Origin of the sequence: Desertibaculum subflavum (genome assembly GCA_003576705.1) — a bacterium.
Lineage (GTDB): Bacteria > Pseudomonadota > Alphaproteobacteria > Ferrovibrionales > Ferrovibrionaceae > Desertibaculum > Desertibaculum subflavum.
Map to the genome: position 1 here is coordinate 51,259 of QOZS01000015.1, position 26,606 is coordinate 77,864.

The following is a 26,606-nucleotide window of genomic DNA, read 5'->3' on the forward strand; positions in this document are numbered from 1 at the left end:
AACCGAAGCCCCCGCATATGCGGGGGCTTCTTGCGATCAGTTCCGGTCGATCACCCCCCGGAGCCGGGCGAGGCGCGCCACAGCCTGTTCCGCCAGGCCTTGCGCTTCTGCCAGCACCGTCTCGTCGGTGCAGTGCTCGCCGACTTCCAGATATGTCTCAACCAGGCCCTCGGCGATCGCCAAGATATCGCGCTTGTCAGCGTTCCTGAGGTCGGGCGAGCTGATGGCCGAGCGCGGGCTGGCGACACGGGCCTGTCCCGCCAGATCGAGGGCGCGTTCACGCGCCCCGCCGGTCAGCGTTCCCGCCCAGTCTTCCAGCAGGTCCGCGAGCTGGCGCTCAAGCCTGGCCGCCCAGGTCAAGGCCTCGGTTGGCGAGCGGGGTCTGTTCGTCGCGAGTTGGGAGCGCGGCGCGTGGTACGCCTGCCGCCGCGCTCGCCGCAGGATGGCGACATGCTCGAGCTCTTCCTGCGCCATGGTTTCCGCGGCCTGCCGGATGTCCTCAGTCTCCGCGCGCGACGCGATATACGTCCACAGCGCGAAGGCGCGCTCCTCGTTGCGCACGGCCATCGAAAGCACACGATAGGCATCCGCCAGTTGTGAGGTAACGAACTCTCCGGCCGTCTCATCGTCGAAGGTCTGCGGCAGATCCCATCGAATGTCCCGGGCGTCAGGCAGCTTGCCGCGCCGATCGGCGCACCAGCGATCGACATGCTCGACATGGGACCTCTCTGCTCGCGCGAGCCACTCGAACAGCTCGGCGAGCTTCGGGACTCCCTCAGCCCGTACCTTCTGGGCCAGCGCTTCGTACCGATGCTGGGCTTCCTGCTCCATCCCGTGCGCGATCGCGAAGAGCTCTTCCAGCGAACGGACCGCTTCCGGGGGCTCGGTTCTGAGAAGTGACATCTGCTCCTCTGACCGCTGCGCCACATGACCCTGAAACTAAAAGCTTGGTCGGACATTGCTCCAGCGCAAAGAGCAGATCTGATCCGATATCGAGAATGGGCCCCGATCAGATGGAAAGAGCCATGATCTGTCGCATCGAGCCTGCTCGTCTCAACCATAATCCTCACAGCTGCGGCTCAAAGCTGTTGCAACCAACCGACGAACTCGTAGGGTCTAAATGATCTCGACCTGACGAGGATGGCGCATGCTCCATGCACAACCCCGGCAGCGGCGGATGTCGTGGCGGATTTGTCTTTTGTTGCCCTTCGCATTGACTTTCGTCGTGTTGTTGTCGCAGGCGCGTGTCGCGAATGCCGCAGGGCGCGTGCAGGAGTTCGTGGGCAAAGCCGCACCGGCCGAACTCCTACCCGGTGCCGATAACTTTGGTCCCGCAGAGGGCGATCCTCCGCTCGTCCCCGCCATCCGAGGCGGTGAACGTGTCGGCTATGTCTTTCTGAACTCGGATTTCGCCAACGCCGTCGGCTATTCGGGCAAGCCGATCCAGATCCTGGTTGGCATCGACCTCAAGGGAATGATCACCGGCATCAAGCTGGTCGATCACAAGGAGCCGATTGTTCTCGTCGGCATCCCGGAGCAGCGGGTTGTGGATGTCGTCAACAAGCTGATCGGCAGCGAACTTGCACCCGTTGCCCACGGAGCCTCGCGAGCGCCCCAGGTCGAGATCGTCAGTGGCGCCACCGTGACCGTGCTCGTGATGGGCGACAGCATCGTGCGGGGCGCTGTCCGTCTGATTCGAAGCGGGCGCTTGACCGGCGTCGCCGTCGGACGGGATACGGGCTCGCAGCCCGGCACCGCGAAGTCGGTGGACATGGCGCAGAGCGAGGTGCGCGACTGGGCGAGCCTCCTCGGTGACGGCTCGGTGCGGCGGCTCACCTTGAGCGTCGGGGAGATCAGCCAGGCCTTTGCCCGCGCGGGCCACGAGGCGGCAGCGCAGAATCCGGAGACCGACAACCCGGACGACCTGTTCATCGACCTTTATGTCGCACCGGTCAGCGTGCCGACTATCGGGCGGAGCCTTCTGGGCGACGAGCGCTACGAGCGGCTGCGCCAGCAGCTGAAGCCGGGCCAACAGGCGATCGTGGTCGCCGGCGAAGGAGCCTACTCGTTCAAGGGCTCCGGCTACGTTCGCGGCGGCATCTTCGACCGGATCGAGCTGCTGCAGGACGGCGCTGGCACGCGCTTCCGCGACCGCAACCACACGCGGCTCGGCGCGCTGGCGGCCGAAGGCGCGCCTGATCTGCCGGAGATCGCGCTCTTCGTGGTACCCGACGAGTTCACTCTCGACCCGACCGAGTCTTGGCAACTTCAGCTCTTCGTCCAGCGCAGCATCGGCGCCCGCGACAAGGCCCTGATCACCATGGAGCTCGGCTACACCTTGCCACACAGATACCTGGTCCAGGCGCCACCAGCCAAATCACCATCTGCTCCGATTTCTTCGCCTGCCACTGCCGGAGCGGCTGCACCGTCGGCAAGCGCGATGGACGGGCTGGACCAACCGCTCTGGATGCGGATCTGGCGGGACAATGCCGTCGCCATCGTCATCACCGCCATCGCTCTCCTGGTCCTGACGGCCATCTTCTTCTTCCAGGACACACTGGTGCGGCGCCCGGTTCTCTACACCTGGATCAGGCGCGCCTTCCTGACTTTCACACTGGTCTGGCTCGGCTGGTACGCAAATGCCCAGCTCTCGGTCGTCAATGTCGTCACCTTCACCAGCGCGCTGATCACCGACTTCAACTGGGAGTTCTTCCTCGCTGCACCCCTCATCTTCATTCTGTGGACCGCCATCGCGGCGGCGCTGCTGTTCTGGGGACGGGGGCCGTTCTGCGGCTGGCTCTGCCCGTTCGGCGCGTTGCAGGAGCTGACCAATAACGTCGCCCAGTGGCTCAAGGTCCCACAGATCAAAGTCCCATGGGGACTGCACGAACGGCTCTGGCCGATCAAGTACATCATCTTCCTTGGGCTGTTCGGCCTCTCGCTCTATTCGGTTGCCGCGGCGGAGGTGATGGCGGAGGTCGAGCCGTTCAAGACCGCGATCGTCCTCAAGTTCGTGCGCGACTGGCCATTCGTGCTCTATGCGGTCGGCCTACTGGTCGTCGGTCTCTTTATCGAACGCTTCTTCTGCCGCTACCTCTGCCCACTTGGCGCCGCCCTCGCCATCCCCGGACGCATCCGCATGTTCGAGTGGCTGAAGCGCTGGCCCGAATGCGGTTCGCCCTGCCAGCGCTGCGCCAAGGAGTGCCCGGTCCAGTCGATCCACCCGGAAGGGCAGATCAACGTCAACGAGTGCATCTACTGCATGCACTGCCAGGAGCTCTACCACGACGACCACCGTTGCCCGCACATGATCCAGGTGCGGCTGAAGCGCGAGCGGCGCGAGGCGCTCGCCTCGCCGTCGATGCGCCCGGGCGGTGCAACCTCGCCGAAGCCAATCACCCGTGCTCCCGGCAATCCGGCGGCTCAATCTCCCGCGTCGGATTCTCCGGGCACTACCTGAGCGAAGGAGAATGACATGAGCGACGAGACGGAAAGCAAGGGAGCCCTCAGCCGGCGCGGCTTGCTCGGAACGACAGCCGCTGTCGGCGTCGGAGCAGCAGCGGGCGGATTCGGCCTCGGCAGGACGGCCGGTATCACTTCTGCGGAGGCGCAGACGCGCACCCAGCAACGACAGCCCGCGCGCGCCAACAAGGCGGAGGTGCACCCCGGAGAGCTCGACGAGTATTACGTGTTCTTCTCCAGCGGCCAGACCGGCGAAGTACGGATCCTGGGACTGCCCTCCATGCGCGAGCTGATGCGCATACCGGTCTTCAACCGCTGCAGCGCGACGGGCTGGGGCCAGACCAATGAGAGCCTCAAGGTCCTGACCGAAGGTTTGACGCCGGAGTACCGGGAGTTTCTCAAAGATCGGGGCGGGGTCTACCTGAACGGCGACCTGCACCACCCCCACCCGTCGTTCACCGACGGCACCTATGATGGCCGGTATCTGTACGCGAACGACAAATCGAACACCCGCGTCTGCCGCATTCGGCTCGATGTGATGAAGTGCGACAAGATCATCCAGCTGCCGAACCAGTCGACGGTGCACGGACTGCGCGTGCAGAAATACCCGAAGACCGGGTACGTCTTCTGCAATGGCGAGGACCGCGTGCCGATCCCGAATGACGGCAAGATCCTCGATGACCCAAAGCAATATGCATCGGTCTTCAGCGCTGTCGACGGCGAGACGATGAAGGTTGCCTGGCAGGTGCGCGTCAGCGGCAACCTGGACAACGTCGATGCCGACTACCAAGGCAAGTACTGCTTCGCTACTTGCTACAACTCCGAAGAAGGCGTCAACCTTGCCGAGATGACGGCGAACGAGCAGGACTGGGTCGTCGTCTTCAATATCAAGCGGATCGAAGAAGCGGTGAAGGCTGGGAAGGCAGAAACGGTAGGCGGCGTGCCGCTGCTCGATGGCCGCAAGGGATCGCCGTACACGCGCTACATCCCGGTTCCCAACAGCCCGCACGGAATCAACACGGCGCCCGACGGCATCCACGTCGTCGCCAATGGCAAGCTGTCGCCGACCGTGACGGTGTTCGATGTCCGCAAGTTCGACGCCCTGTTCGATGACAAGATCCAGCCGCGCGACTGCGTCGTGGCCGAGCCCGAGTTGGGCCTTGGCCCGCTTCACACCGCCTATGACGGCAAGGGGAACGCGTTCACCACGCTGTTCCTCGACAGCCAGGTGGTGAAGTGGAACATCGACCGGGCGATCCGCGCCTTCAAGGGCGAGAAGGTAAATCCCATCATCCAGAAGCTGGATGTGCACTACCAGCCGGGCCACAACCACACCTCCATGGGACAGACCAAGGAGGCGGACGGCAAATGGCTTCTGTCGCTCAACAAGTTCTCGAAGGACCGGTTTCTGAACGTGGGGCCGCTGAAGCCAGAGAACGACCAGCTGATCGACATCTCCGGCGACCGCATGGTGCTGATGCACGACAGCCCGAGCTTCGCCGAGCCGCACGATGCGACCATCGTCCATCGCTCGAAGATCAACCCGGTCCATGTCTGGAACCGTGATGATCCGTTCTTTGCCGATGCGGTGAAGCAGGCCAAGGCGGACGGCGTTGACCTGACCGCCGACTCGAAAGTAGTCCGCGATGGCGACAAGGTGCGTGTCTACATGACGTCGGTCGCCCCCGCCTTCGGGCTGGAACAGTTTACCGTCAAGCAGGGCGACGAAGTGACCGTCTACGTCACCAACATCGATGACGTTGAGGATCTGTCGCACGGCTTCTGCATCGTGAACTACGGCATCAGCTTCGAGGTCGCACCACAAGCTACCGCCTCGGTGACGTTCAAAGCCAGCAAGCCTGGTGTCTATTGGTACTATTGCACGTGGTTCTGCCATGCCATGCACATGGAGATGCAGGGCCGCATGCTCGTCGAGCCACGCAACGCGTGAGGCGATGAGGACGGGCGCCATGCTGGCCGCGATCCGGTCGGCGGTGGTCCTCGCCGCCACCTGGACTTCGCACGCCTGGGCGGAACGCATTCTCGTTCCGCCCGGCAATGCGGGGCTTCAGCAGCGCATCGATGCCGCCAGCAACGGCGACGTGCTGGTGCTACAGGCGGGCAAGCATCAAGGACCGCTCCGAATCAATCGTACGCTTGCTCTTGAAGGTGACCCCGGCGCGCTCGTCGAGGGTGACGGTCACGGCAACGTCATCACGGTGTCGGCACAAGGCTCGGTCGTTCGAGGATTGATCATCCGAGGATCGGGCAACGATCTGGTGGCGATGGATTCGGGCGTCTTCGTCGAGAAGACTGCCACCGGCGCAGTGGTCGAGGACAATCGGCTGGAAGCCAACCTCACCGGCGTCTATCTGCATGGCGCGCAGGATGCGGTGGTCCGCGCCAACGTCATCGTCGGCCGGCGCGAGGGCCGGGTAAACGAGGCCGGAAACGGCGTCTCGGTCTGGAACGCGCCCGGCGCGAAGGTAATCGATAACGACATCCGCTTCGGCCGCGACGGCATCTACACCATCACCAGCCGGAACAACGTGTTCCGCGGCAACCGTTTCCGCGACCTCCGTTTCGCGGTGCACTACATGTACACAAACGACAGTGAAGTCAGCGACAACCTCTCCGTCGGCAACACCGTCGGCTTCGCGATCATGTTCTCCAACCGGCTGACCGTACGCGGTAACGTGTCGGACGGGGACCGGGACCACGGGTTCCTGTTCAACTATGCCAACGCTTCGGAGATCACCGGCAACGCCGTGCTGGGGCGCCTGCAGCCCGCCGAGCGCTGGCTTGCCTCCGGAATGCGCGGGCAGGGCGACCCTGGCCATGGACTGCCGGCGAGCGCGACCGCTCCGACCGCGCCCACCTCCGGCATGCGGACTGGCCCGGAGAAATGCGTCTTCATCTACAACGCCAATCGGAACCGGTTCCGCGCCAACTGGTTCGAGAATTGCGAGATCGGCATCCACTTCACTGCCGGTTCGGAGCGGAACGAGATCACGGGCAACGCCTTCCTGAGCAACCGCAACCAAGTGAAGTATGTCGGTACCCGGCACCTCGACTGGTCCGCATCTGGGCGCGGAAACTATTGGAGCGACAACCCGGCCTTCGACCTCAACGGCGACGGCATCGCCGACACGGCCTATCGGCCGAACGACCTGATCGATCGCGTCCTGTGGACGGCGCCTCAGGCGAAGATCCTTGTCAACAGCCCCGCTGTGCAGGTCATCCGGTGGGCACAGGCGCAGTTCCCGGCGCTGCTGCCCGGCGGTGTCGTCGACAGCCGCCCCCTGATCTCACCTCCGCCGCGACCTGATCGAGCGAAGGCGGGGCCCGAATGACCGCCACGGTCACGCTCGAGGGCGTCGTGAAGCGCTACGGCCCGGTGGAGGCGGTGCGCGGCGTCACCTTCACCCTTCCCGCGGGCGAGATCGTCGCGCTGGTCGGGCACAACGGCGCGGGCAAGACCACGCTGCTCAAGCTGATGCTCGGCCTGATCAGGCCGACATCCGGTGACGTTCGCGTGCTGGATGAGAACCCGTCGGCAGGCGAGTTCGCCGCGCGGAAGCGGCTCGGCTACCTGCCGGAGAATGTGGCCTTCAACGCCAGCCTCACCGGTCGAGAAGTGCTCGCCTTCTATGCCCGCCTAAAGCGGCAGCCCGTCAGCGGTATCGCGTCGCTGCTCGACCGCGTAGGCCTCAGCGGCGCCTCCGGCCGCCGTATCGGCACCTACTCCAAAGGCATGCGCCAGCGCCTCGGACTCGCACAAGCACTCCTCGGCGCACCGCGCATCCTGCTGCTCGACGAGCCGACCACCGGCCTCGACCCCGCCCTCCGGCTGACCTTTTACGAGATCGTGCGCGAGCTGCGCGACCAGGGTGCGACGGTGGTGCTCTGCTCGCACGCCCTGACCGAGCTCGAGGAGCGTGCTGAGCGCGTCATCATCATGAACCGCGGCCTGATGGTGGCGAACGGGACCCTAGACGAGCTTCGGCATCTGACGCAGCTGCCGACGCGGATACGTCTGCACCTGGCCGCGAAACCGACGGCCCTGCCGGATTGGCTCCGGTCGATGAACTACCGCCGCTTCAACGGCCACGTCGTCGAATTGGACGCTTCGCCGGGGAAAAAAATGGAACTGCTGCGATGGGCCGCGGCAAGCGCCGACACGGTCGACGACATAGATGTTGTCCCGCCGACGCTCGACGAGCTCTACGTGCACTTCCTGCGCAGCCAGGAGGCCGCGCCGTGACCAATGCGCTCGTCATTGCGGGAAAGGAAATCCAGGAAGGCGTGCGGAATCGCTGGGTCCTGGCAACGACGCTCCTGCTTGCCGCCTTGGCGCTGACGCTCACCTTCCTCGGCAGCGCACCGACGGGGAGCGTCGGCGTCCGCGCTTTGGACGTTGTGATCGTCAGCCTGTCGAGCCTGACGATATTCCTGCTGCCCCTGATTGGGCTGCTGATCGCGCATGACGCGATTGTGGGCGAGATGGAGCGCGGCACCATGCTGCTGCTCCTGAGCTATCCCGTCGGCCGCTGGCAGGTGCTCATCGGCAAGTTCGTCGGCCACCTGGCGATCCTCGCCTTCGCGACCGTGATCGGCTATGGCGCGGCGGCGGCGGCCCTGGCGGCGACCGGCGTCAGTATCGACGCCGAAAGCTGGGTTGCCTTCGCCTCGATGATCGGATCTTCCGTCCTGCTCGGTGCCGCTTTTGTGTCTGTCGGCTATCTGATCAGCGCGCTGGTTCGCGATCGTGGCACGGCGGCGGGCATTGCCATCGGGATCTGGCTGCTGCTCGTGCTGATCTTCGATATGGCGCTGCTTGGCCTGCTCGCGGTCGATCAGGGTCGCGTCATCACCGCACCCGTCGTCGAGGCGCTGCTGCTGCTGAACCCGGCCGACATCTACCGGCTGCTGAACCTCACCGCCTCGGACAATGTCAGCATGTTTGCTGGCATGGCGGGGCTCGCCGACAACCTGTCGCTCGGCCGGAATGTACTTTTGCTCGCCCTCGGCACTTGGGTCGCTGTCCCGCTCGGCCTTGCCGCGGTTGCTTTCTCTCGGAGGGAACTCTGATGCGTATCCTCTTGGCCGCCGTTATCGTGTCGCTCGCCACCTTGCTGTCGGCCTGCGGTGAAGAGAAGAAAGCAGAGATCCCGCCGCCGCAGGCGCTCCCGGCGACTGCGGTTGGCCACTATTGCGGCATGCTCGTAGCTGAGCACTCAGGGCCGAAAGGCCAGATCATCCTGAAGAGCCGGGAGGCGCCGATCTGGTTCTCGTCCGCGCGCGACGCCTTCGCCTTCACCATGCTGCCGGAGGAGGCCAAAGACGTCCGTGCCATCTATGTCTCCGACATGGCCAAAGCTACGAGCTGGGACGAGCCCGGCGCGACGAACTGGGTCGAGGCGCGCAACGCCTACTACGTGATCGGCAGCAGCATGAAAGGCGGCATGGGCGCCGAGGAGACAGTGCCGTTCTCCGATCCGGAAGCGGCGGCGCGGTTTGCCCGCGAGCATGGTGGAAGGGTGGCCCGCTTTCAGGAAGTCCCGATCGATTATGTCCTCGGCGGCGGGGAAGCCGATGCGCCGTCCGAGGGCGGTCCGCCGCACCAATCCGGCCAACAGCAGGGTTAGGAGATCGGAATGGACTCGGCTACTTCGCATCCCAGCCGTCGACGCGCCATCGGCATCCTGGCCGCGGCGGCCGGTCTGCCGCTGTTGCCGCTCGGTGCCGCGGCCGAACGCGGCGCCACGCTCGTCGAGTGGCGTGGCACCGCGATGGGCGCAGTGGCGAGCCTCCTGATCCATCATCACGATCGTGCCGAAGCGCAGCGGTTCATCGGCCGAGCCGTCGCCGAGGTCGCGCGGCTGGAAGCCATATTCAGCTTGTACCGGCGTGATTCCGCCTTGGTGCGACTGAACGAGCGCGGTGTTCTGGAGGCACCGCCGCCCGAGCTTGTGGCGCTTCTCCAGGCATGCGGCGCGTGGCACCAGATCACGGGTGGCGCTTTCGATCCCACCGTGCAACCGCTTTGGCGGCTCTACGCGGAACACTTCTCCAGGGGAGCGGGTGGCGTGCCGGGCCAGCAGCAAATCGATCGCATGCTTGGGCGCATCGGCTTCCAGCATGTTCTGGCGAATCGCGACCGCATCGTCTTTGCCCGCCGCGGCATGGCACTGACGCTGAACGGGATTGCCCAAGGCTACATCACCGACCGCGTCGTCGAGCTGCTGCGTGTTGGGGGGATCACACAGAGCTTCGTCGATATAGGGGAAGGACGCGCCATCGGCGCAAGGCCCGACGGCGCGCCCTGGCAGGTCGCCATCGCTGACCCGGTCGCACCGGGACAGACAATCGGCCGGTTGCCCATCGTCAACCGCGCTGTTGCCACTTCCTCGGCCAGCGGCTTTCGGTTCGACATGGAGGGCCGCTTCAACCACCTGCTCGACCCGCGCTCCGGCGCGTGCGCCACTCGCTACCGAAGCGTCACGGTTGTCGCGTCAACCGCCACGGACGCCGATGCTTTTTCCACCGGTTGCAGTCTGATCAGTCGGGCGGAGATCGAAGCGGTGGTCAGGGAGCGACCGGAACTGGAGGTCCGGCTTGTGACCGGTGAAGGCCACATGCTGACCATCACCGCATAGGCCTGCGCACGCCTTGCCTCCGATTCCCCGCATGCCTGGCGGATACCAGGGCCCCGCCCTGTTCAGCTACGGATTCCGTCCGTTTTTCCTATTCGGGGCCGTCTGGGCCGCTCTCGCGGTCGCCCTCTGGCTGCCACTGTACTTTGGCGTGTTCATCCTGCCGACCGGGCTGGCACCGCTCGACTGGCACGTACACGAGTTGCTCTACGGCTACGTGCCAGCCATCGTCGCGGGCTTCCTGCTGACATCGATCCCGAACTGGACGGGGCGCTTTCCTCTGGCCGGATGGCCACTCATTGCACTCGCATTGCTTTGGCTCGCAGGACGCCTGGCCACGGCCGCTTCTGGAATTCTTGGGCTCGTTGCGGCGGCTGTCGTGGACTCCGCCTTCCTGCTCGTCTTCACTGGCGTCTGTCTGCGCGAGATCATGGCTGGTCGAAATTGGCGCAACCTGCGCGTCCTGCTGGGGCTGAGCACCCTGACGCTGGGAAATCTCGTGTTCCACGTCGAGGCTGCCCTGGATACCGCCACAGGTTACGGTCAGCGTATCGGTATCGCAGCCGCTATCGCGATGATCATGCTTGTCGGCGGCCGAATCGTCCCGAGCTTCACGCGCAACTGGTTGCATCGCGAGAACCCCGGTCGGCTGCCAGCGCCGCTCGACGGGTTCGACGCTGTCGCCATGGCGGCAGCGATCGCCGCGCTCGCAGCGTGGGTCTTCTGGCCCCTTGCCGCGCTTTCCGGCGTCCTCCTCGGTGGGGCAGGAGTGCTACAGGCCATTCGTCTCGCTCGATGGGCCGGTGACCGGACGACGCGGGAACCGATGGTCCTGATCCTGCATGTGGGATACGCCTTCGTGCCGCTCGGGTTCGTCCTGGTAGCGCTCGCGCTCCTTTCAGAGCACGTGCCTGTCACGGCGGGCATTCATGCATGGACGGCTGGAGCCGTCGGCGTCATGACTCTGGCAGTAATGACCCGTGCGACCCTCGGCCATACCGGTGGTCAGCTGATGACGAACCGGGCCACAACCACGATCTATGCTCTCATTTGTTTGGCGGCATTGGCGCGAATCGGTGCGGGTCTCGGAGCGCCGGTGGCTTGGCTGCAGGTTGCCGCAGCGGCTTGGGTTGCCGCGTTCCTTGGTTTCGCCATGACCTATGGCCCAATGGTCATCAAGCCATCAAGGAATCCGCAGCAGCGCCGAGCCGTTTGAGTTTCAGCAGCTCTTGAGCGCAGGCAGCTGTTCGCCGACATATGCGATGTTCACGGCGGCGGTCTCTCCCGAACCGGATCGGCTGTCGGGCCGGCGATGATCTGGCATGGCGACACTTCGCGGGCTGCAATCAGCTTGTGACCGCCAGGCTTTGCTCCTGCCCCGCCAATTCGAGTATCGCGCCGGATGTTGCGTTCCATTGCCGCAGTATATCCACGAGATGGCTTCCGCTCGGAGCACTTGGAGCCAGGCTCGCTCATGAAGGCGCGTTCGGGGCGGATTGATGTGGGGGAGCGTCACCCCGGCGGCTGCCGGACCTCGTTATATTGCATACAGGCGGGGAGGTGGTGCCGATGGATGGGAACTGCTTGCTGATCGTCACAGCGGAAGTCGACCCGGAGGTCGAGGCTGACTGGAACCGCTGGTACGACGACGTGCATCTGCCGGATGCGCTTCTCTGTCCCGGCGTGTTGAGCCGCCGGCGATTTGTCTCGAAGGGACCCATCAGCGAATCCGACCGCGGAGCGCGCTGCGCGCTCGGCAAGACGCTCTGTACGACGATCTATCAGTTGGCATCGCCTGCGGCTGTTTCGACACCGGAGTTCACTGCGATGCGAGGCTGGGGTCGCTTCACCCCGAACGTGCGATCGCAGACCCGAGTGATCGTGGCTTTGGCTCAAGATGGGTCAGGTGGGGGTTGAATGAACCCCGTTGGTAAGTGCCTTGCTTTCAGCTGCCGCGCGCGCGCCCTCGAGCTGACCTGAGCCCCAGGGCTCATCGACCGACGGTCCAGGCTCCGTTAGCACAGAATCGAGCCGCGCCACCTAACGCTCGAAGGCGCCGTCACGGTCTCTCCCGCGCCTGTTCTGCCGAATGCGTGCATCCAGCGCCCGATACTGCCCGGCTTTCGCCATCTGCTCGGGATCCTGCGTCGCGGCGGCGAGCTTACGGAGCTCCGCTACGTGCTCGTGGGGACGCTCCTGTCCTTCCAGCCGATCCGCCACCCGCATCAGAGCGTGCGGAACCGCGGCAATGTCCCGTCGCGCGCCCTCCTGCTGAAGCGCATGGTCCGCCTCGCGCCGTACCCTCATTGTGTCGTAGGCAATGATCGCCGCCTGGCGAGGATCCGGCGTGGCTGCGGGCTGCTGCTGGTCCAGCACCTCCCTCAGGCCACGGCCGGTAACCCGTCCCGTCGGGCTGACGCCGGTCGGATTCCCGAAAGCCTGAGGATGGTTGTTCGCCGCCCACACGGCGAGCCGCGGCGACTCTCTATACATCTGCAGGAACGACTCCCGTGCCGCCTCGGGGCTTCGATGCGTCTCGGCGAAATGGCGGTCGAGCCGCTGGAGACCTGGGGACGAGGGTTGCTCGACTGGTTTGGCTGGGTTTGGCGTCTTCGGGCGTCGCAAGATACCCCTGACGGCGGTTGCGAGCCGCTGGAACAACCCTGGTGGACCCGCCGCCCCTGTCGCCGCCTTTGGCTCACCTTCATGCTCCTGTAGCCGCCGCTGCTCATAGCCGAGCCCATGCTGCAGGTACCAGGTCGGCGCCTTGGCTTCGAAGATGGATCCCTGCCGGCTCTGCCGATGCAGCTTCCCCGGCCGCGTGTTCAGCCTTAACGGCTCCTTGCCGGCGAGAATCCGGCCGCGCGTCTCGGCCCGATCCACCCGCCGCGTGCAGGTGACATCGAAGCCTCGCTCACGGGCATGCTCGGTGAACCGCGCCCGGATTACCCCGAGCTCACGGGGCCCGAGCCTCAGTTGCCGGCTGCGGCCGCCGGCAATCGGCTCACTGGTCGCCTTGACGATGATGTGCGCATGCGGCCGCCGGGGCTCGTCGGTATGGATAGCGAAGAGATAGCGGTAACCAGTCTCGCCGAAGCTCTCCCGCATCGCTTCCCGGACGGCATCGCGCAGTGCTTCCGCCTGCGAGGGAGCCCCGCGGGGGACGGAGAACATCAGATGGACGGCTTGGCGCCTCGCGAGTGCATCGGCCTGGGTCATCTCCGCCCGCTCCGTCGGAGCTGCCTTGCGCCATTCGGCCGACCGGTTCTGCGCATCGGGCAGCAGATCCCATGATGCAATCCCCGCTTGGATCGCGGCCTTACCTTGCACCAGTTCACCGCGCTCGTTCTCCAAGGCAACCTGGCGCCGCGGGTCATCCTTGTCGCGGGCACGGCCGACATAGAAGGCCTGGCGCGGCGCCGCATACTTGCCCTTGGTCCAGGCGATCACTTTGAGCACGCTCTCCGTGCTGGTGGCGGCGGTCCCCGTCGGACCGCCGCCGCGCAGGCGGGCGCCGGCCGAGGGGCCGAGCGAGAGTATCTCGCGGGCTCGGCGCTTGATCGCGGCGCGATATTCATCATCGCCGACAATGCGGCCCCGCTTCTCAGAGGCCAGGTCGTCCCGACTCAGGCCAGCCATCGTCAGGCCTTGGTCTGCAGCACGGCCAGGGTCCGCGCGAGGGCTTCCTTGAGGTCCTTCTGAACCTCCTCGAACTGCTCGCGATCGGGAGGCCGGCGTCCCCTGCCCTGCTCGAAGGCATGCTCGCATCGCAGCAGCACGTTGAGGTTCACGCCGGCGCGGCGGAGCTGCTCGCGCAATCCGTCGAAGACGGCGATGTCTTCCGGCGTGAGATAGGGCCTAGCCGCCTGGGCGGTGTCGCCGGCCCGCGTCAGCCACGCGCTCAAGGTGCGGCCCTCACGCGCCGCCGCCGCTTCCCAGATCCGCTTCTTCACCGGATCCATGCGCAGCCGATACCCAACACTTTTGACCACAATCGCTTACTCAAAACAGCACCGGCGCAGACTGCGCCGGTAAGTTGCTTGGCCCAATCGGGGCAGGCCTCAGGCGTTTTGGATATCCAAAACGCGTATCCTGCTCTCCACCTTCCCTTTTGCGCACTTCCTCTTATCAACAGGTTACGTGCGCCTTCGGTCGGCGGAGCCGGGCCAAGGCACCGTTTTGCGATTGGGCGTGCTGGGCCACGCCCGGAATCGGCTGGGCCATGTCGCCGGACGGCTGGGCCAGCCTGGCGACCCGGCCGGGCCAGCGCGATTCTGGCCCGGGCCACGCTATTCGCTGGGATAGAGGTGTGTGAGTCTGGTTCGGGGCCGCCGCAGCGCGGCGGCAACGAGGCAGGGCGCTGATGGCGCTGCACCAGCGCGCGCCCATGCCACGCTTTCAGAAGTTGATCGTTGGCGGTCGGGCGCCGGGTCCATCGGACCACGGCGATAAACCCGACCTCATCTGGAGATGGTCAACAAAGAATGAGCGAGCCGGGCGTCAGCCCGGCGAGCGCAGGCCGCCCTTCGGCCTTCGCCGTTCGGCTCTACCGGGCGGCCTCAATTCTTGGACCGAGTGCCGTGCGGCCGCGACCCGGCCGCACGGTTCGACCATCGGGGCGTCTGGCTCGCTATCCGCAGCAGATTGTCTCTTCTTCGTCGCCGGGCAGAGTCAGATAGGCCACCAGCTCATCGGGCAGAAGGTCGTAGCCCGCTTGGGCCACGAATCGGATGGCCTCGTCGAAGTCCCGCTCCGGCCGGTCCAGCTCGCGCAGCAGCTCGATGACGTCGCTGTCGCCGTCCAGCAGTGCGGACCAGAGCGCGCCGAAGGCCTCGGCGCTTTCGAACGGCGTTTCTTCGCCGATGGCCCGGGTAAGCTCGCTCTCAGCCCATGAGCGGCCAAGCTCGAACAGTGCCTGCAGTGCTTCCGGGTGGTCCTGCAATCGGTCTTGCCTCTGTGTCATCTGCTACTCCTGACTGCCGCGGTTTGTAGTTCCGTTCGCCTATCGAACTGCCAACGCCTGCGATGTTCCTTGAAGCAGGGTTGCAGGCCCGTCCTGCAACCCTGCCTGGCCGGCGAGGACCGGGGGTAGCGCGGGAAAGAGCCTTCGCGGGGACCCGGCTGCAGCGAGCGGAGCGAGTGAAGCTGGGCGGAAGGCTCTTGTACGCGTGAGGGGCGGAGCCCCTTCACCTCCGGCGCGACAGCGCCCACCAAAGGATGTCGGGCGAGCTCCGCGAGCCCGACGCGATGTCGAGAGGATGTCGAATGGCGGGGCGCGGCGCCGCGCCGGGAACCGGCGCCGATGCGGTCCGGCCGGAGAATGGTGAACGGAGATCAGTCGCGCCGGCTCGGCGCGCCTTCAAGGGCGGGGTGCCGTGCAGCCCATAAGGCTGCACGGCACCGGGTCGTCAGGCGGCCCGGTCCAGAAGGGTCTTTGCCCTGCCCTCGAGTTCCAATCGGGCATCCTGATGCGGCTTGGTCCGGGCGAGCGCGGTGATGCCCTGCACGAAGTCGAACAGGCTTTCCGGCGGCCTTCCCTCCTCCTGCAGCACGGTCTCGATGATCCGCGCCGTCTCGGGCTTGGTAAACCCGCGCTTGCGCAGGAAGTCCTGCCGATCCTCATCGTCCCGGGCAACGACCCGCTCCCGTGCCGCCTTGATCCCGGCAACGAACGGTCCCGGGCTCGAATTAGCGAAGTTCGCCAGTGCCGGCGCGGCCTCGTGGGCGAAGCGCTGGGCAGCGAACTTGGAGTGGCGGATGGTGATCTCCTCGAAGCCTTCCACGCCCCAGAGGTTCCGGTTCATACAGACGGCGCGAAGATAGAAGCTCGCAACGCCAAGCGCCTTCGATCCCACTTCCGAGTTCCAGGCATAGAAGCCGCGGAAGTAGAGGTCGGGCGATCCGTCGGCCAAGCGTCCCGCCTCGATCGGATGGGTATCGTCGACCAGGAACAGGAAGACGTCGCGGTCGCTGGCATAGAGGGTCGTGGAGTCCTTCGTGACATCCACGAAGGGATTGTGGGTCATGGTCGACCAGTCGAGCACGCCCGGCACCTTCCACCGCGTGTCGCCGGTGCCGTTGCCGGCGATCCGCTGCACCGCGGCGACCAGTTCATGGTCCCAGATGCGGCCATAGTCCGGACCGGTGACGGCGCGAAGCTCGACCCGGCCATCCTCGGCCTCCAGGGTCTTGACCAGCTCGGCGCGATGGGTGAGCAGCCCGTGCTGCAGGTTGATGCCGGCCAAAGGTGCCGGCAGCTGGCGCATATAGGCGGCCGGCGTACTGACCAGACTGCAAAGCTGGCCGAAGCTCCAATGGGTCGGCGCGACCGGCTGGTCGCGGCCGGGCACCACAAGGCAGAGTTTCTCGGCATCCTCGCGGCTTGCCTCCACCCTGACGGCGCGGCTCTCCACCGTTCGGGCGGTGGCATTCTCGGCCCGCCGACGGGTCGCGTCATGCAGTGCGGTCAGGCTCAGGTAGCGCTCGTCATCGGGGCGCGAGAACCACTCCGACGACACGCGGCCGATGCGCTCACCGCGCGAGATGTCGACGCGGAAGCCGCTCATAGAGGCCGGGTTCTGGATCACAACGTTCATCGGTCTATCTCCTCTGGGTCTGGGGTGTCAGCGCAGCGCTGCGCTGCACCCCTGCCCGTCGGCGAGACCGGGGTAGCAAGGGCAAGGGCGGCCGGGGCGGAGGGGGATCTCCCGACCTGCACGACCGGAGCGAAGCGGAGGGAGGAAGGCCGGGGAGACCGCCCCGGACGAGCGAAGCGATCCCTTGGCCCGCGCGAGGGCGGCGCCCTTAGGAACTCCGCCGGCGGACGCCTCGGCGATTGCCGGCCACATGACTGGGATCGGGGTGCGCAGGCTGCAGGCCGGCGGCGTGCGCATCCCGATCACTCCGTACCGAAAGCGCTCGTTCTTCCGACACTCGGAATACCGGCAGCGAACGCCAAAGACGCCCCGCCAGGAGGCGGGGCGTCGTTGAGGTCGCGAGGTCAGTCGCTGCTGCGGCGCGACCAGATCAGGACGTAGCCCTGCCCGTCCTCGGCCTCGATCAGGGTCGCGTAGATCGGCGCGGGGAAGCTCGGATCGTCGAGCTTGACCGAGATGTATTCGCGTCCCGTCTCGCGCGCGGTCTTCTTCCAGCCCGCGCCGAACTCGGTGGCGCCGGCGAAGATGCGGAAGTCGGGGCCGCGCTCGCTCTCACCCTCGGCGGGGATGAGCTTCGCCTTGACGTTGAGCGTCAGCGTCTTGACCGCGCCGGTGAAGCCGTTCTCGGTCTTGCTGAAGGTGCCGATGGTTGCCATGTGGTGAACTCCTGTCCGGTTGCTCGGGCCGCGACCACCGCGGCCTCGATGGCGACACTGGGACCGGGCAGCGATCGGCCCGCAGGCGAAGGCCCGAAGCGAAGCGGAGGATGGCGGCTGCCGGCTTTTTTGGTTTGGCGATGCAAAGCGCTCTAAAGCGCGGCGGAAAAAAGCCGGATGCCGCCATTGCGGAAGGCGATCGAGGCGAAGCCGTCGTCCGGTCGGGTCAAGCCATGAGAGGCAGCGGGGGGCGTGCCCCGCTCCGGCAGCAGAGGTCGCGCAGCGACCACACCGAAGCGAGGCCAGGAGGCAGTGCGCGGGCAAGAGGGACCGCAAGCGACGGCAAGGCAATGAACCCCGCTCACGGCGAGCGAAGTCTGCGCCCCGTTTGCGGAGAGGTCACGGTTCGGCCGCAGGCAGTCGAAGTCCCGTACGGTCGGACGCCGTTATCGGAATGAAGGCTACGATGCCTTGCCGCCGGCCCGCTCCGGCCCGAGTGAGGCCGTGGGGCACCGCCGAACTGTCGTCCGCATTGCCGAATGGTATCCGAACGACTGTCATGCTTCGTGGAGTCGTTGGCGGAGATGCCAGACCGCGTTCATGGCAACCGGCCGCGCACCCGAAGGTGCGCGGCCGAAAAATTCTTGTACCAGGGAGGTGGCCGGAACCGCCTGAACGGTCCCGGCCAGCCTGCTCTACTCGGCAGCGACGGACATCGGCTGCTCGGCCTCGTCGCTCGCCGCCGCCGGTGTCCGCAGCAGAACGGGGACCCAACCGGTTCCGGCCAGCAGTTGCTCGGCCGCCTCCGCCATCGGCAGCTTCTTCATGTCGGCAATCCTCTCCGCCGCCGCCTCCGACACACTCTCGCGCACCGCCTCGATGATCCGCGCCTTGGTCACCCGGCCGAGATAGCTCCGCACGGTGGGAACCCAATGCGCCGTCATGTCGAAGTCGAGGGCTTGCGCCAGCCTGTCCGCTGTCGCGAGCGCGCGGGGCCGGCGCTCCCAGGGCTGGCGGACAGCGAACACAGTCAGGCCTGCGCAATGCGCGAGCAGGCTCAGGCGATCACCCTGGCCGAGCGCGGCCACAAAGTCCCAGAGCCCCGCCACATCCTGCGGCAGTCGTGCCGCCCAGCCCTGGTGGCGCTCCGCCAGAACGCTTGCCGTCACACTGTCCTCGATCCCCTCCGCGTGACCGCCAAGCGGTGTCGAGGTCGGCCGGAGCTCAAGGCAGGTGCCCGAATCGGTGCTCGGATAGAAGGTCTGCGCCGCCAGCGCATGGGTGACGGCGATCAGCGCCACCTCCGGCTGCTCGCCCAAAGCGAGGCGAAGACCGAGCGTGCGGTGCGCGGTCAGATCGCGGATCAGGGAATCCGGGAGTGGCTTGCCGTCGTCGGTTTCGTCCTCTGCCTCGGAAGCCGGAATGCCGTCGCCCGGGCCGTGACCCTGATCGTCGGCGTCGTCCCGATCATCGCCATCGCCGCTTCGGGCTTCCCGCTGCGGCTCATCTTCCGGGTGGACGAAGCCGCGTTCGATGCGGAGCGTCCCGTCATGGCCCAGCACCACGAACGCACCGCCGCGCGCGATCACGTCCGGCGCATAGACATGTTGCCGTTCGGACAACCGTTCGATTTCGACTTCCAACTCGCCGAACTTCGCATCCGCTTCGTCCGACAGCTCCTCCACCCCGTCATACTGCTCGTTCAGGGCGGCAAGCTCCGCCTGAAGTGCGGCGAGCCGCTCTCCCTCCTCCGGTGAAGGCTCGCGCGGTTGCGGGTAGTGACGGGCGAGGCCGTGGGCGTGCGGGTAGTCGATCGATGACTTCACCCATTTCCAGCCCTCTGCCGCCTGCAACTCGGCGGCCACCTCGGCAAGCCTCTCCCCTGCCAGACGGTCGAGCAGGCCGGCATCCGCGAAGTAACCGCTGCCATCCTCGGCGAACAGATCGCGGATGATCTCGCCGCCCGCCGCCTGATAGGCATCAGTGCCGACGAACACGGCGCGGCGGTCGCTGCCACGGACGTAACCTTCCATGAGGGTGCGGCGGATGATGGAAGGCTCCCGGTTCCACGGCAGGCTGTCATAGACCTGCTCCTGGCGCGCATGGTCCTCGGTGATGGCGAAGGCCATCAGCTGATCCATCGTCAGACCACCGTCGCGATAGATCTGCATCAGCTTCGGGCTGACGGCCCCGAGGCGAAGCCGCTGGCGCACCACATGCGCCGTGAGGCCAAACCGGGCGGCGATCTCTTCCGCGCCGAGGCCCTGCTCCTCGGCCAGCCGCTTGAAGGCCTCGAACTGGTCGGCCGGATGCAGGTTCACCCGCATGACGTTCTCCGCGAGGCTGACTTCCTCCTCGTCGCCATCGCTGACGATGCAGGGAACGGGGTAGTTCTTGGCGATCTCCTTGCGCTTGGCGAGCAGCTTCAAGGCTGCGAGGCGGCGCCCGCCGCCGCAGACGGCGTACTTGCCGGTTTCGGCGCCTTGCTTGTCCAGGACCGGGCGGACGCTCAGGCTCTGCAGCAGGCCATGCGCGGCAATGCTCGCTGCCAAACCTTCAATGGCGATCTCGCGGTGGGTCCGGCGGACGTTCCGTTCCGATGGCACCAGCTTCGATAGCGGCACGTCGCGGATGATGGTGGCACTCGTCATTTCCAAGTCTCCTTATGGCTGGGGTGCAGCGCAGCGCTGCGCTGCACCCCTGCCCGTCGGCGAGACCGGGGTAGCAAGGGCAAGGGCGGCCGGGGCGGAGGGGGATCGCCCGGCCTGCACAAGCGAACTGGGGTCCATCTGACAGTCGGCCTCAGGCGTCGCGCGGAAGGTCGGGGAAGCCGCCGCGGCCGGTCCCGGCGCAGCCGGGACTTTACCCTTGCCCGCGCGAGGGCGGAGCCCTTAGGCGCGGCACGCAGCGGACGCTTCAGAACGCCGGGCACAAAACCGCGGTTGCAATTGCGCGAGTGCAAGCTTGGATCAGTTTACCTACTGGTTGGGCGAACTCGGCGGCCGTCAATGGTACCGCGATTTCGTAGCTCAGAATGCTGGTGGACGCAGTCTTGAGCGAACCACGCTCCCGCGCCATTTCCCTGCTTGCAGGGAAAATAACAGGGAATTCTCCGAAATCTGGCCGTTCGGGCGCGGTATAGCGGCCCTCAAATGGCTGAAATCCCGGGCCTTGCCGGCGCAATTCCCTGCGAAGAGAACAGGGATTGTTTTTACGGTTTCAGGGAGTCGATTCCCAATTCTGCGGCCAAGCAGGGAATCGTGGTGGTTGCAGGGATTCGGCCTGTCAGGCCGTTCGCGTTTTGGCGGCGCGCCTAACGTCCACCGCAGCCCGACATCATCCCCCGGCTCGCAGATCTCACCGGGACGCGAGATCATGTCCGGACTCGTCCGGAACCAAGGATCGATCGGCGTTCACAACCGGCCCAAGTCCTCGATCGCGTCGATCACGAGACCGGTGCCGACGGCGATCATCAAGAGGTCCGCGGCGACCCGGACATAGCGATAGCCGGCGGGCGGCGGGCGCAGCTTGATCACCAGCTCGTGCGGCAGATCGTAGGAGATGACGTCGCGCGGCAGCGGGTGACCGACTGCCCACTTCTTTGCCTGGCCGGGCGGCAGGCAACCGTTGCTTTTCTTGGCGAGGCCGGGCGGGCAGCCGCGGGCGTTGAAATAGTCACGCACGGCAAGGCGATCACCGCCACCGAAGCGGATATCGACGTCGATGTTGATGTCACCGCCCTTGGGCCCGCCACCTTTGTTGCCAGCGCCGCCTTTGCCCCTGCCGCCGCCCGCCCAATCGGGCTTGTCGGCGAAGGCCGGATTGGCGGCCGGCATCAGGCCGGCCAGCGCCAGGGCGCCGGCGCAGGCCCGTCGGGCGGAAAGTCGTACTCGCATGTCGCCTCCGGGGGTGGGGTCGCGATGGCGCAGATCAACGCGCATATCCGTGCCGGTTCGTTGTGGCGCTCCGACGTCAGCTGCGCCCCTCAATGTGACGAAGAAGCGCTTCGCCCGGCTTCCCGTCCACCACAAGGGAATTTTGTCTCTGGTACAGCTCGATGGCGTTGCGAGTTCGCGGGCCAAGAATCCCATCGGCTGTTCCGACGTCGTAGCCGCGTGCAGCCAGCGCAGTCTGGGTCCGGTAGACGAGATCGTTGCCACGTGCAGTTTGCGATGGCTGAGTCGACGCGCTGTCCCTCCTCCAGGCCGGCTTGCCGAGGTTGACATCACTGGAATCAGTCACGGCGCCCGTGACGCCGCCCACGGCAGCACCCAGTGCCGCACCCTCCAGCAGGGAGAGACCCGTCACTGCACCCAGAGCCAAGCCGGCAGCCGCACCAATTCCGGCACCCGATATGGCGCGGTCGTCGGCGCGGTCGCCGCAGGCGACAACGCCTAGGATCGGGACCGCAAACAGAAGCTGACGGAACAACTCCGCACGCATGCCCTGACCTCCTCGTGCCACGCAAAGCGCTCGCCTCCGGAGCGCCTGCATCCGACGTCATGCTCGCGCAGCGAGCCGCACCCCATCGCGCCAAGTCTGGCGGTGCGGCGTTGAGCAGCCGTTAAGTTTTCTTACGTTTTTATCTAATTTCGATTTTTAGGACGGCGACAGATCCTGTACGGCACCTGAGCGGTCGGCTCCTTTGTACGGCACAGCAGTTCTGGCAGATGATCGCACTTGTCGTCGCGCCCCCAACATATGGATGGGCCGGAATACAAGAACTGCGGCACCGCATGCCTTATGCCAAGCCTCACAGCGAGTGGTGACGCGGCGGGTATCGATGTGACCTGGCGCCGAGCGCGACCCAGCGATACCGCCCATCCCTAGGACAGCCGTCTATTCTTGACTTACCGGGCCCGTCTCCGCATTCCCGCGAAATGCGGGAACCACGACGGCTCGGCGTCAAGTCACGTGGCCCAGCGGCAGCTATTCCCGCTTCGGCACCGTATACACAACGCGGTTTGCAACACCGTCCTGCTGGACCTCGCAGGTAATGAAGTACGTCGAGGCGCTCTCCTCGATCTCCACGACGGTACCGCAGGGGCTGCCGATCTCACGAAGCATCTGTGCTAGGTGATCCTTCATGTCGTCTTCGTCGTCCTCGTGGTGGGGATGAGCGTTGACGCTCGCTGATAAGCAGAGTCCCGCGGTGAAAAGCGCTACCCGAGCTGCCCTCGACACGAACGAGACCGAGCGAATATCTCCGGCTGAGGACAAACTACAGCACTCGCTTCATAGCGACGAAATCGCCTTCGGCGCGGACCGTCACCGTCACCTCCTTGCCGGAACGATTGCGCCAGAACCAGCCGTGATTTCCATCGAATTTGGCCTCAAGCACGCCCTTGTCGGCCTCCGTGAAGCGCCCCTTCTTGTAGCTGTGCGTGGAGTTGGGCGCGTTGTGCGGCTCGCCATGCATGTCGTAGTTCACGTTGCCGCCACCGGAAACGCTCCAGGCGTAACTCGCCTTGGCTCCCTTCTTCATATCCAGCTTGATCTCGGCGCCTTCATTCGGCTTCAGCGTCACCGACATCTCCTGAGCGCGTGCCGCAGGGGCTGTCTTCGCCATGGCGGGACGGATCAACAGTTCTGCGAGAACACTGCCCAGCAGGCCGGAGCGCTTGTCCGAGCCCGCGGGAGTCGGTGCCCGCCCCTGTTCCCGGTCGAGTGCACGATCGGCCGCCGCCTCCTTGGCCAGCTGGACTTTGATCTCCCCCATTTCGGTGAGGCCAACGAGACGGCCGACACCGGTCGGGTCGACGCCGTATTCCGCCGGTAGAACGACGCCGATCCCGAGGAGCACGGCGACGCCGACCGCGATGACGCTGGAGCGGAACAGCTGTGCCGGCGTGGGCAGATCGGACAGGTCGACCTTGACGTTGAACATGGACTGGTCTCCGGAGGGATTGGGGTTGGCGCCGGCTGGTGCCGCAGCCCTCACAGCATCCGCTTGAGCTCGCGATACTCGCCTTCGGTTTGGAGGGTTACGGTGACGCTGCGGTCGGTCCGGTTCTTCCAGTACCAGCCGTGCAGCCCGTCGAATGCGGCTTCAATGGTTCCGGCATCGCGCTCGGCCTGCTGGCCGCTGCCATAGCGATGCGATCCCCCCTGCGCCGGAGGCTCGGGGTCACCATGGGCGTTGAAGTTCACGCCGCCGCCTTCGGCGGACCAGGTGAAGGCGACCTTGGCGCCGGCGCGCATCGCGAGTTTCACCTCGGCGCTCTGATCGGGCGCGAGCCGGATGGTGAACTCGTCCCGGCGGCGGCCGGCGCCGAGATCGACCGACATCGTGGCTACGGTCTCCGCGCTCTTGGGCTGCCCGATGCCGTACAGCTGAGGCACCTCCGTCGGCCGAATGCCGTATTCGCTCGGCAGCACGATCACTACGAGGATGAGTGCGGCCGCTACCATGGCGAACAAGGTAGAACGCAGCAGCCGAGCGCCGCTCGGCAGCTCGATTTCCGAGGTCGATCGCGGGTCGGACATGGCCCTCACTCGATCAAGCGGAGACGACATAACCGGTGAGCTGATAGCCGATCAGCACGAAGCCTGCCGTCATCATGGCGACGTTTGCGGCGTAAGCGTGGCGCAGGAAGCTTGGCGTCCGCCGCCAATAGCCCATGGCGATCAGGATGGCGGCGAGCGCCACCAGCTGGCCGATCTCGACGCCGACATTGAAAGCGAGCAGGTTCGGCAGGAGGCCGTCGGGCGAGATCTCGTAGTCGAGAATTTTGGTGGCAAGCCCGAGGCCGTGGACGAGCCCGAACGCGACGGTGGCGAGTTTGGTATCGGGCTGCACGCCGAGCCACCGCTGGAACGCGCCGAGATTGTCGAGCGCCTTGTAGACCACCGAGAAACCGATGACGGCATCGACCAGATACGCGTTGACGTTCCAGCCGAAGAAAACGCCGAGCAGCATCGTGGTGGAGTGGCCGACGGCGAACAGGCTGACATAGACCGCGACGTGCTGCAGCCGGTACAGGAAGAAGATCACGCCGGCCAGGAACAGCAGGTGGTCGTAGCCGGTGACCATGTGCTTGGCGCCGAGATAGACGAAGGGCAGGAGATGAACGCCGGTGATCTCCTGGATGTAGCCTTTGTCACCCTCGGCGACGGCATGCGCGAAAGCGGCGCCCGCCCAGGCGGGGATCATTGCCAGTGTCAGAACGAGCGGCGCCGAGGCGGCGCGAAGCCAAAAGGCACAGCTGCGAGGGGCGAAGGTTCGCATCGGAAGATCCGGTCCCGTGGCGCAATTCAGACAGGACGAGGGAGTTGTCTACCGCCCAGGCATGGCTTGCGGGCGATCGCGGGCGGGAACTGGTGGGTCATTGCGATTGACTATATCCCCTCCAGGAGGATAGGAAAAGAGTGAGAATGTCAGAGCCGCACCTGCACGAGACTCACCCGGATATCGCCAAGCGCCTGAAGCGGGCGGAGGGGCACCTGCGCAGCATCATCGAGATGATCGCCGCCGGGCGGCCTTGCCTCGATCTGGCGCAGCAGCTGCGCGCTGTCGAGAAGGCGATTGGCCAGGCGAAGAAGACGCTGATCCAGGACCACCTGGACCATTGCCTCGAGCAGGCAGCCGGCCAGGCGCCGCGCGAGCAGCGCCGGTCCCTCGACGAGTTCAAGGAAATCACCAAGTACCTGTGACGGCCCGATGTCGTCCTTCGCCAGCCTGATCCAGCAGGGCCCTGCCCAGGGTTGGCTGTTCCTGCCGAGCGCGGTGCTGCTCGGCGCGCTGCACGGGCTCGAGCGGCCTCGCCGCCATCGGCCCGCACCTAGACCCGGAGGCATAGCGACTAGGGCGAGGGTCTCCCCGGCAAGCCGCGCATTTACCACTCGACCCAGCCTGCAGGCCTCGGGCCGCTCATGATCGTGCCACGGCTGCCGGCGCGTGGCGGATTAGCTTTCTCGGCAATGGAACCTTGCCGCTTGCACGCGCTTCCTTGATCGAATCCCACCGACGAGGAGACGCACATGCACGCCCAGGAAATGATCGCCAGCCATCCGCATGTCCGCGGCAGCACCAATGATGCGCTGATCCGCTGTATCGAGGAATGCTACGACTGCGCCCAGATCTGCACGTCCTGTGCCGACGCTTGCCTCGGTGAAAAGGAGGTGCAGCGGCTTACCCAATGCGTGCGGATGAACCTCGATTGCGCCGACGTGTGCCTCGCCACCGGCGCGCTAGCTACACGTCGCACTGGGTCTAACGAGCAGCTGATCGCCCGAATGCTGGATTCTTGTGCCGAGGCCTGCCGTCTCTGCGCCGAGGAATGCGAGAAGCACGCCTCGCAGCATAAGCATTGCCGCATCTGCGCCGATGCTTGCCGGCGCTGCGAGGCAGCCTGCCAAGGGGCTCGGAGCAGCATCCAAGCGACCCGGCATTGAAGGTGCGAGCGGCGACATATCGGGACCTCCAAAGGATCCGAAAACGCGGCTTAGCGAAAGCGATAGCGCGGAGCGCTCCGAAGGCGATGGCCACCGGGTCGCACCCGCTCTAGGCTCACAGATGACGTGGGAGGTCGAAGATGGCCAGAGGTTACTGGGTCGCGTTCGCGGACATAAGCGACCCGGAAGGGTATAAGGCCTATATCGCAGAGAACGCGAAGGCATTCCGAAAATATGGCGGACGCTTCCTAACTCGGGGCGGCAAGTATGAAGCCCCGGAGGGAAAGCCTCGGTCGCGGACGGTCGTTATCGAGTTTCCGACCTATACAGCAGCGTTGGAATGCTACCGGTCCCCAGAGTACGCGAAGGCGTTGGCGCTGCGGGAGGGCAAGTCTGTAATGGATCTCTCCATCGTAGAGGGCTACGAGGGCCCGCAGCCTACCAATCAGTGACAATCTCGAGGTTGGCGCTCCCTGGGCGTCATCCCCCCGCGAAGTCGAGTTCCCTCGTCTTTAAATCTGATCCATCGTGCACGCCTCCGGCCGCTTGTCGTCGCGCTAGCGCACCAGCCGGGCGCCGTGCCGGAAGAACTTAGACGTGATGTGGTCGGCGCTGACTTCGGCGACCAGCTTCGGCTTGAGCGGTACTGCCTTGCGCTTCTTGCCTGACCAGCGGTTCACCACGCCGGGGGCACGGCCGGTGACGCCATGTCGCCCCCGAAGAATCGCCACCGGCAAATTCCCCTCGCTCAGATCGGTCACCACCCCGAACTCGCTGCGCTG

The 26,606-nt window shown here is 65.6% G+C and carries 25 protein-coding genes and 1 pseudogene; 13 read left to right on the forward strand and 13 right to left on the reverse strand.

Annotated elements, in window-relative coordinates; translation table 11 throughout:
• Positions 1-36 precede the first annotated feature (36 nt).
• A complete protein-coding gene (locus tag DT074_RS10005) occupies positions 37-903 on the reverse strand; it encodes a ferritin family protein (RefSeq protein WP_162914783.1) in 867 nt (288 codons plus the stop codon).
• 244 nt (positions 904-1,147) lie between these two features.
• Between DT074_RS10005 and DT074_RS10010 the strand changes: the two genes are divergently transcribed.
• The 9 genes from DT074_RS10010 (at position 1,148) to DT074_RS28005 (ending at position 12,035) form a co-directional block, all read left to right on the forward strand.
• Entirely contained in the window at positions 1,148-3,460 is a 2,313-nt protein-coding gene (locus tag DT074_RS10010; protein WP_162914784.1) for a 4Fe-4S binding protein, read from the forward strand.
• Between the two features lie 15 nt (positions 3,461-3,475).
• Positions 3,476-5,413, forward strand: a complete 1,938-nt coding sequence (gene nosZ / locus DT074_RS10015) for a TAT-dependent nitrous-oxide reductase (protein ID WP_119419702.1) — start codon at positions 3,476-3,478, stop codon at positions 5,411-5,413.
• 19 nt (positions 5,414-5,432) lie between these two features.
• Positions 5,433-6,815 (forward strand): nitrous oxide reductase family maturation protein NosD, encoded by a 1,383-nt coding sequence (locus tag DT074_RS10020; protein ID WP_119419703.1) that lies wholly within the window; start codon positions 5,433-5,435, stop codon positions 6,813-6,815.
• On the forward strand, positions 6,812-7,726 hold the full coding sequence (locus DT074_RS10025) for an ABC transporter ATP-binding protein (RefSeq protein WP_119419704.1): 915 nt from the start codon (positions 6,812-6,814) through the stop codon (positions 7,724-7,726). Before DT074_RS10020 ends, DT074_RS10025 begins: the two co-directional genes overlap by 4 nt.
• Positions 7,723-8,553 carry an ABC transporter permease gene (locus tag DT074_RS10030; protein ID WP_119419705.1) on the forward strand — a complete coding sequence of 277 codons (831 nt, stop codon included), beginning with the start codon at positions 7,723-7,725 and terminating at the stop codon, positions 8,551-8,553. The genes DT074_RS10025 and DT074_RS10030 overlap by 4 nt, the downstream gene beginning before the upstream one ends.
• Positions 8,553-9,110 (forward strand): nitrous oxide reductase accessory protein NosL, encoded by a 558-nt coding sequence (locus tag DT074_RS10035; RefSeq protein WP_119419706.1) that lies wholly within the window; start codon positions 8,553-8,555, stop codon positions 9,108-9,110. Before DT074_RS10030 ends, DT074_RS10035 begins: the two co-directional genes overlap by 1 nt.
• A gap of 9 nt (positions 9,111-9,119) precedes the next feature.
• Complete coding sequence (locus DT074_RS10040) at positions 9,120-10,121, forward strand: FAD:protein FMN transferase (RefSeq protein WP_119419707.1); 1,002 nt, start codon at positions 9,120-9,122, stop codon at positions 10,119-10,121.
• 31 nt (positions 10,122-10,152) lie between these two features.
• On the forward strand, positions 10,153-11,334 hold the full coding sequence (locus DT074_RS10045) for an NnrS family protein (protein ID WP_368744577.1): 1,182 nt from the start codon (positions 10,153-10,155) through the stop codon (positions 11,332-11,334).
• Between the two features lie 368 nt (positions 11,335-11,702).
• Entirely contained in the window at positions 11,703-12,035 is a 333-nt protein-coding gene (locus DT074_RS28005) for a DUF4286 family protein (protein ID WP_162914786.1), read from the forward strand.
• A 123-nt stretch (positions 12,036-12,158) separates the two neighbouring features.
• Here the strand turns inward: DT074_RS28005 and DT074_RS10050 are convergent, their stop codons facing one another.
• The 11 genes from DT074_RS10050 to DT074_RS10105 all read right to left on the reverse strand — a co-directional run bounded on the left by DT074_RS10050 (position 12,159) and on the right by DT074_RS10105 (position 24,583).
• Positions 12,159-13,757 (reverse strand): relaxase/mobilization nuclease domain-containing protein, encoded by a 1,599-nt coding sequence (locus tag DT074_RS10050; RefSeq protein WP_119419709.1) that lies wholly within the window; start codon positions 13,755-13,757, stop codon positions 12,159-12,161.
• A 2-nt stretch (positions 13,758-13,759) separates the two neighbouring features.
• A complete protein-coding gene (locus DT074_RS10055) occupies positions 13,760-14,080 on the reverse strand; it encodes a hypothetical protein (protein WP_119419710.1) in 321 nt (106 codons plus the stop codon).
• 668 nt (positions 14,081-14,748) lie between these two features.
• Positions 14,749-15,081 carry a hypothetical protein gene (locus DT074_RS10060; RefSeq protein ID WP_162914787.1) on the reverse strand — a complete coding sequence of 111 codons (333 nt, stop codon included), beginning with the start codon at positions 15,079-15,081 and terminating at the stop codon, positions 14,749-14,751.
• Between the two features lie 445 nt (positions 15,082-15,526).
• Complete coding sequence (locus DT074_RS10065) at positions 15,527-16,714, reverse strand: DUF932 domain-containing protein (protein ID WP_119419712.1); 1,188 nt, start codon at positions 16,712-16,714, stop codon at positions 15,527-15,529.
• Positions 16,715-17,118: 404 nt separating this feature from the next.
• Positions 17,119-17,430: a DUF736 domain-containing protein gene (locus DT074_RS10070; RefSeq protein WP_119419713.1), complete on the reverse strand. Its 312-nt coding sequence runs from the start codon at positions 17,428-17,430 to the stop codon at positions 17,119-17,121.
• 695 nt (positions 17,431-18,125) lie between these two features.
• The gene (locus tag DT074_RS10075) at positions 18,126-20,081 is read right to left on the reverse strand and encodes a ParB/RepB/Spo0J family partition protein (protein ID WP_119419714.1); all 1,956 of its coding nucleotides are present in this window, start codon (positions 20,079-20,081) and stop codon (positions 18,126-18,128) included.
• 762 nt (positions 20,082-20,843) lie between these two features.
• Positions 20,844-21,326: an RcnB family protein gene (locus DT074_RS10080; protein ID WP_119419715.1), complete on the reverse strand. Its 483-nt coding sequence runs from the start codon at positions 21,324-21,326 to the stop codon at positions 20,844-20,846.
• A 76-nt stretch (positions 21,327-21,402) separates the two neighbouring features.
• Positions 21,403-21,873 carry a peptidoglycan-binding domain-containing protein gene (locus DT074_RS10085; RefSeq protein WP_368744579.1) on the reverse strand — a complete coding sequence of 157 codons (471 nt, stop codon included), beginning with the start codon at positions 21,871-21,873 and terminating at the stop codon, positions 21,403-21,405.
• 778 nt (positions 21,874-22,651) lie between these two features.
• The gene (locus DT074_RS10095) at positions 22,652-23,317 is read right to left on the reverse strand and encodes a transmembrane anchor protein (RefSeq protein ID WP_119419717.1); all 666 of its coding nucleotides are present in this window, start codon (positions 23,315-23,317) and stop codon (positions 22,652-22,654) included.
• 50 nt (positions 23,318-23,367) lie between these two features.
• Positions 23,368-23,916, reverse strand: coding sequence for a hypothetical protein (locus DT074_RS10100; RefSeq protein ID WP_119419718.1), 549 nt, complete (start codon positions 23,914-23,916; stop codon positions 23,368-23,370).
• A gap of 13 nt (positions 23,917-23,929) precedes the next feature.
• A complete protein-coding gene (locus DT074_RS10105; RefSeq protein ID WP_368744580.1) occupies positions 23,930-24,583 on the reverse strand; it encodes a HupE/UreJ family protein in 654 nt (217 codons plus the stop codon).
• A 221-nt stretch (positions 24,584-24,804) separates the two neighbouring features.
• Between DT074_RS10105 and DT074_RS10110 the strand changes: the two genes are divergently transcribed.
• The 4 genes and pseudogenes from DT074_RS10110 to DT074_RS10125 all read left to right on the forward strand — a co-directional run bounded on the left by DT074_RS10110 (position 24,805) and on the right by DT074_RS10125 (position 26,276).
• Complete coding sequence (locus DT074_RS10110; RefSeq protein WP_119419720.1) at positions 24,805-25,083, forward strand: metal-sensing transcriptional repressor; 279 nt, start codon at positions 24,805-24,807, stop codon at positions 25,081-25,083.
• Between the two features lie 7 nt (positions 25,084-25,090).
• Positions 25,091-25,186 (forward strand): annotated as a pseudogene (locus tag DT074_RS28690) (nickel/cobalt efflux protein RcnA); the annotation flags it as partial.
• Between the two features lie 224 nt (positions 25,187-25,410).
• Positions 25,411-25,824, forward strand: coding sequence for a four-helix bundle copper-binding protein (locus DT074_RS10120; protein ID WP_119419721.1), 414 nt, complete (start codon positions 25,411-25,413; stop codon positions 25,822-25,824).
• Between the two features lie 140 nt (positions 25,825-25,964).
• Entirely contained in the window at positions 25,965-26,276 is a 312-nt protein-coding gene (locus tag DT074_RS10125) for a DUF1330 domain-containing protein (protein WP_119419722.1), read from the forward strand.
• Between the two features lie 105 nt (positions 26,277-26,381).
• On the opposite strand, the gene DT074_RS10130 is transcribed toward DT074_RS10125, so the two are convergent.
• A complete protein-coding gene (locus tag DT074_RS10130; RefSeq protein WP_162914788.1) occupies positions 26,382-26,585 on the reverse strand; it encodes a hypothetical protein in 204 nt (67 codons plus the stop codon).
• Between the last annotated feature and the right edge of the window lie 21 nt (positions 26,586-26,606).

What these genes read in the sequence shown, in the direction of transcription:
- DT074_RS10020 (WP_119419703.1), top strand. Translation starts at nt 5,433, where the DNA reads ATGCTGGCCGCGATCCGGTCGGCGGTGGTCCTCGCCGCCACCTGGACT.
- DT074_RS10095 (WP_119419717.1), bottom strand. Translation starts at nt 23,317, where the DNA reads ATGTTCAACGTCAAGGTCGACCTGTCCGATCTGCCCACGCCGGCACAG.
- DT074_RS10110 (WP_119419720.1), top strand. Translation starts at nt 24,805, where the DNA reads ATGTCAGAGCCGCACCTGCACGAGACTCACCCGGATATCGCCAAGCGC.
- DT074_RS10010 (WP_162914784.1), top strand. Translation starts at nt 1,148, where the DNA reads ATGCTCCATGCACAACCCCGGCAGCGGCGGATGTCGTGGCGGATTTGT.
- DT074_RS10085 (WP_368744579.1), bottom strand. Translation starts at nt 21,873, where the DNA reads ATGCGTGCGGAGTTGTTCCGTCAGCTTCTGTTTGCGGTCCCGATCCTA.
- DT074_RS10105 (WP_368744580.1), bottom strand. Translation starts at nt 24,583, where the DNA reads ATGATCCCCGCCTGGGCGGGCGCCGCTTTCGCGCATGCCGTCGCCGAG.
- DT074_RS10040 (WP_119419707.1), top strand. Translation starts at nt 9,120, where the DNA reads ATGGACTCGGCTACTTCGCATCCCAGCCGTCGACGCGCCATCGGCATC.
- DT074_RS10075 (WP_119419714.1), bottom strand. Translation starts at nt 20,081, where the DNA reads ATGACGAGTGCCACCATCATCCGCGACGTGCCGCTATCGAAGCTGGTG.
- DT074_RS10070 (WP_119419713.1), bottom strand. Translation starts at nt 17,430, where the DNA reads ATGGCAACCATCGGCACCTTCAGCAAGACCGAGAACGGCTTCACCGGC.
- DT074_RS10025 (WP_119419704.1), top strand. Translation starts at nt 6,812, where the DNA reads ATGACCGCCACGGTCACGCTCGAGGGCGTCGTGAAGCGCTACGGCCCG.
- DT074_RS10050 (WP_119419709.1), bottom strand. Translation starts at nt 13,757, where the DNA reads ATGGCTGGCCTGAGTCGGGACGACCTGGCCTCTGAGAAGCGGGGCCGC.
- DT074_RS10060 (WP_162914787.1), bottom strand. Translation starts at nt 15,081, where the DNA reads ATGACACAGAGGCAAGACCGATTGCAGGACCACCCGGAAGCACTGCAG.
- DT074_RS10125 (WP_119419722.1), top strand. Translation starts at nt 25,965, where the DNA reads ATGGCCAGAGGTTACTGGGTCGCGTTCGCGGACATAAGCGACCCGGAA.
- DT074_RS10035 (WP_119419706.1), top strand. Translation starts at nt 8,553, where the DNA reads ATGCGTATCCTCTTGGCCGCCGTTATCGTGTCGCTCGCCACCTTGCTG.
- DT074_RS10100 (WP_119419718.1), bottom strand. Translation starts at nt 23,916, where the DNA reads ATGTCCGACCCGCGATCGACCTCGGAAATCGAGCTGCCGAGCGGCGCT.
- DT074_RS10065 (WP_119419712.1), bottom strand. Translation starts at nt 16,714, where the DNA reads ATGAACGTTGTGATCCAGAACCCGGCCTCTATGAGCGGCTTCCGCGTC.
- DT074_RS10045 (WP_368744577.1), top strand. Translation starts at nt 10,153, where the DNA reads ATGCCTGGCGGATACCAGGGCCCCGCCCTGTTCAGCTACGGATTCCGT.
- DT074_RS10080 (WP_119419715.1), bottom strand. Translation starts at nt 21,326, where the DNA reads ATGCGAGTACGACTTTCCGCCCGACGGGCCTGCGCCGGCGCCCTGGCG.
- nosZ (WP_119419702.1), top strand. Translation starts at nt 3,476, where the DNA reads ATGAGCGACGAGACGGAAAGCAAGGGAGCCCTCAGCCGGCGCGGCTTG.
- DT074_RS10005 (WP_162914783.1), bottom strand. Translation starts at nt 903, where the DNA reads ATGTCACTTCTCAGAACCGAGCCCCCGGAAGCGGTCCGTTCGCTGGAA.
- DT074_RS10120 (WP_119419721.1), top strand. Translation starts at nt 25,411, where the DNA reads ATGCACGCCCAGGAAATGATCGCCAGCCATCCGCATGTCCGCGGCAGC.
- DT074_RS10055 (WP_119419710.1), bottom strand. Translation starts at nt 14,080, where the DNA reads ATGGATCCGGTGAAGAAGCGGATCTGGGAAGCGGCGGCGGCGCGTGAG.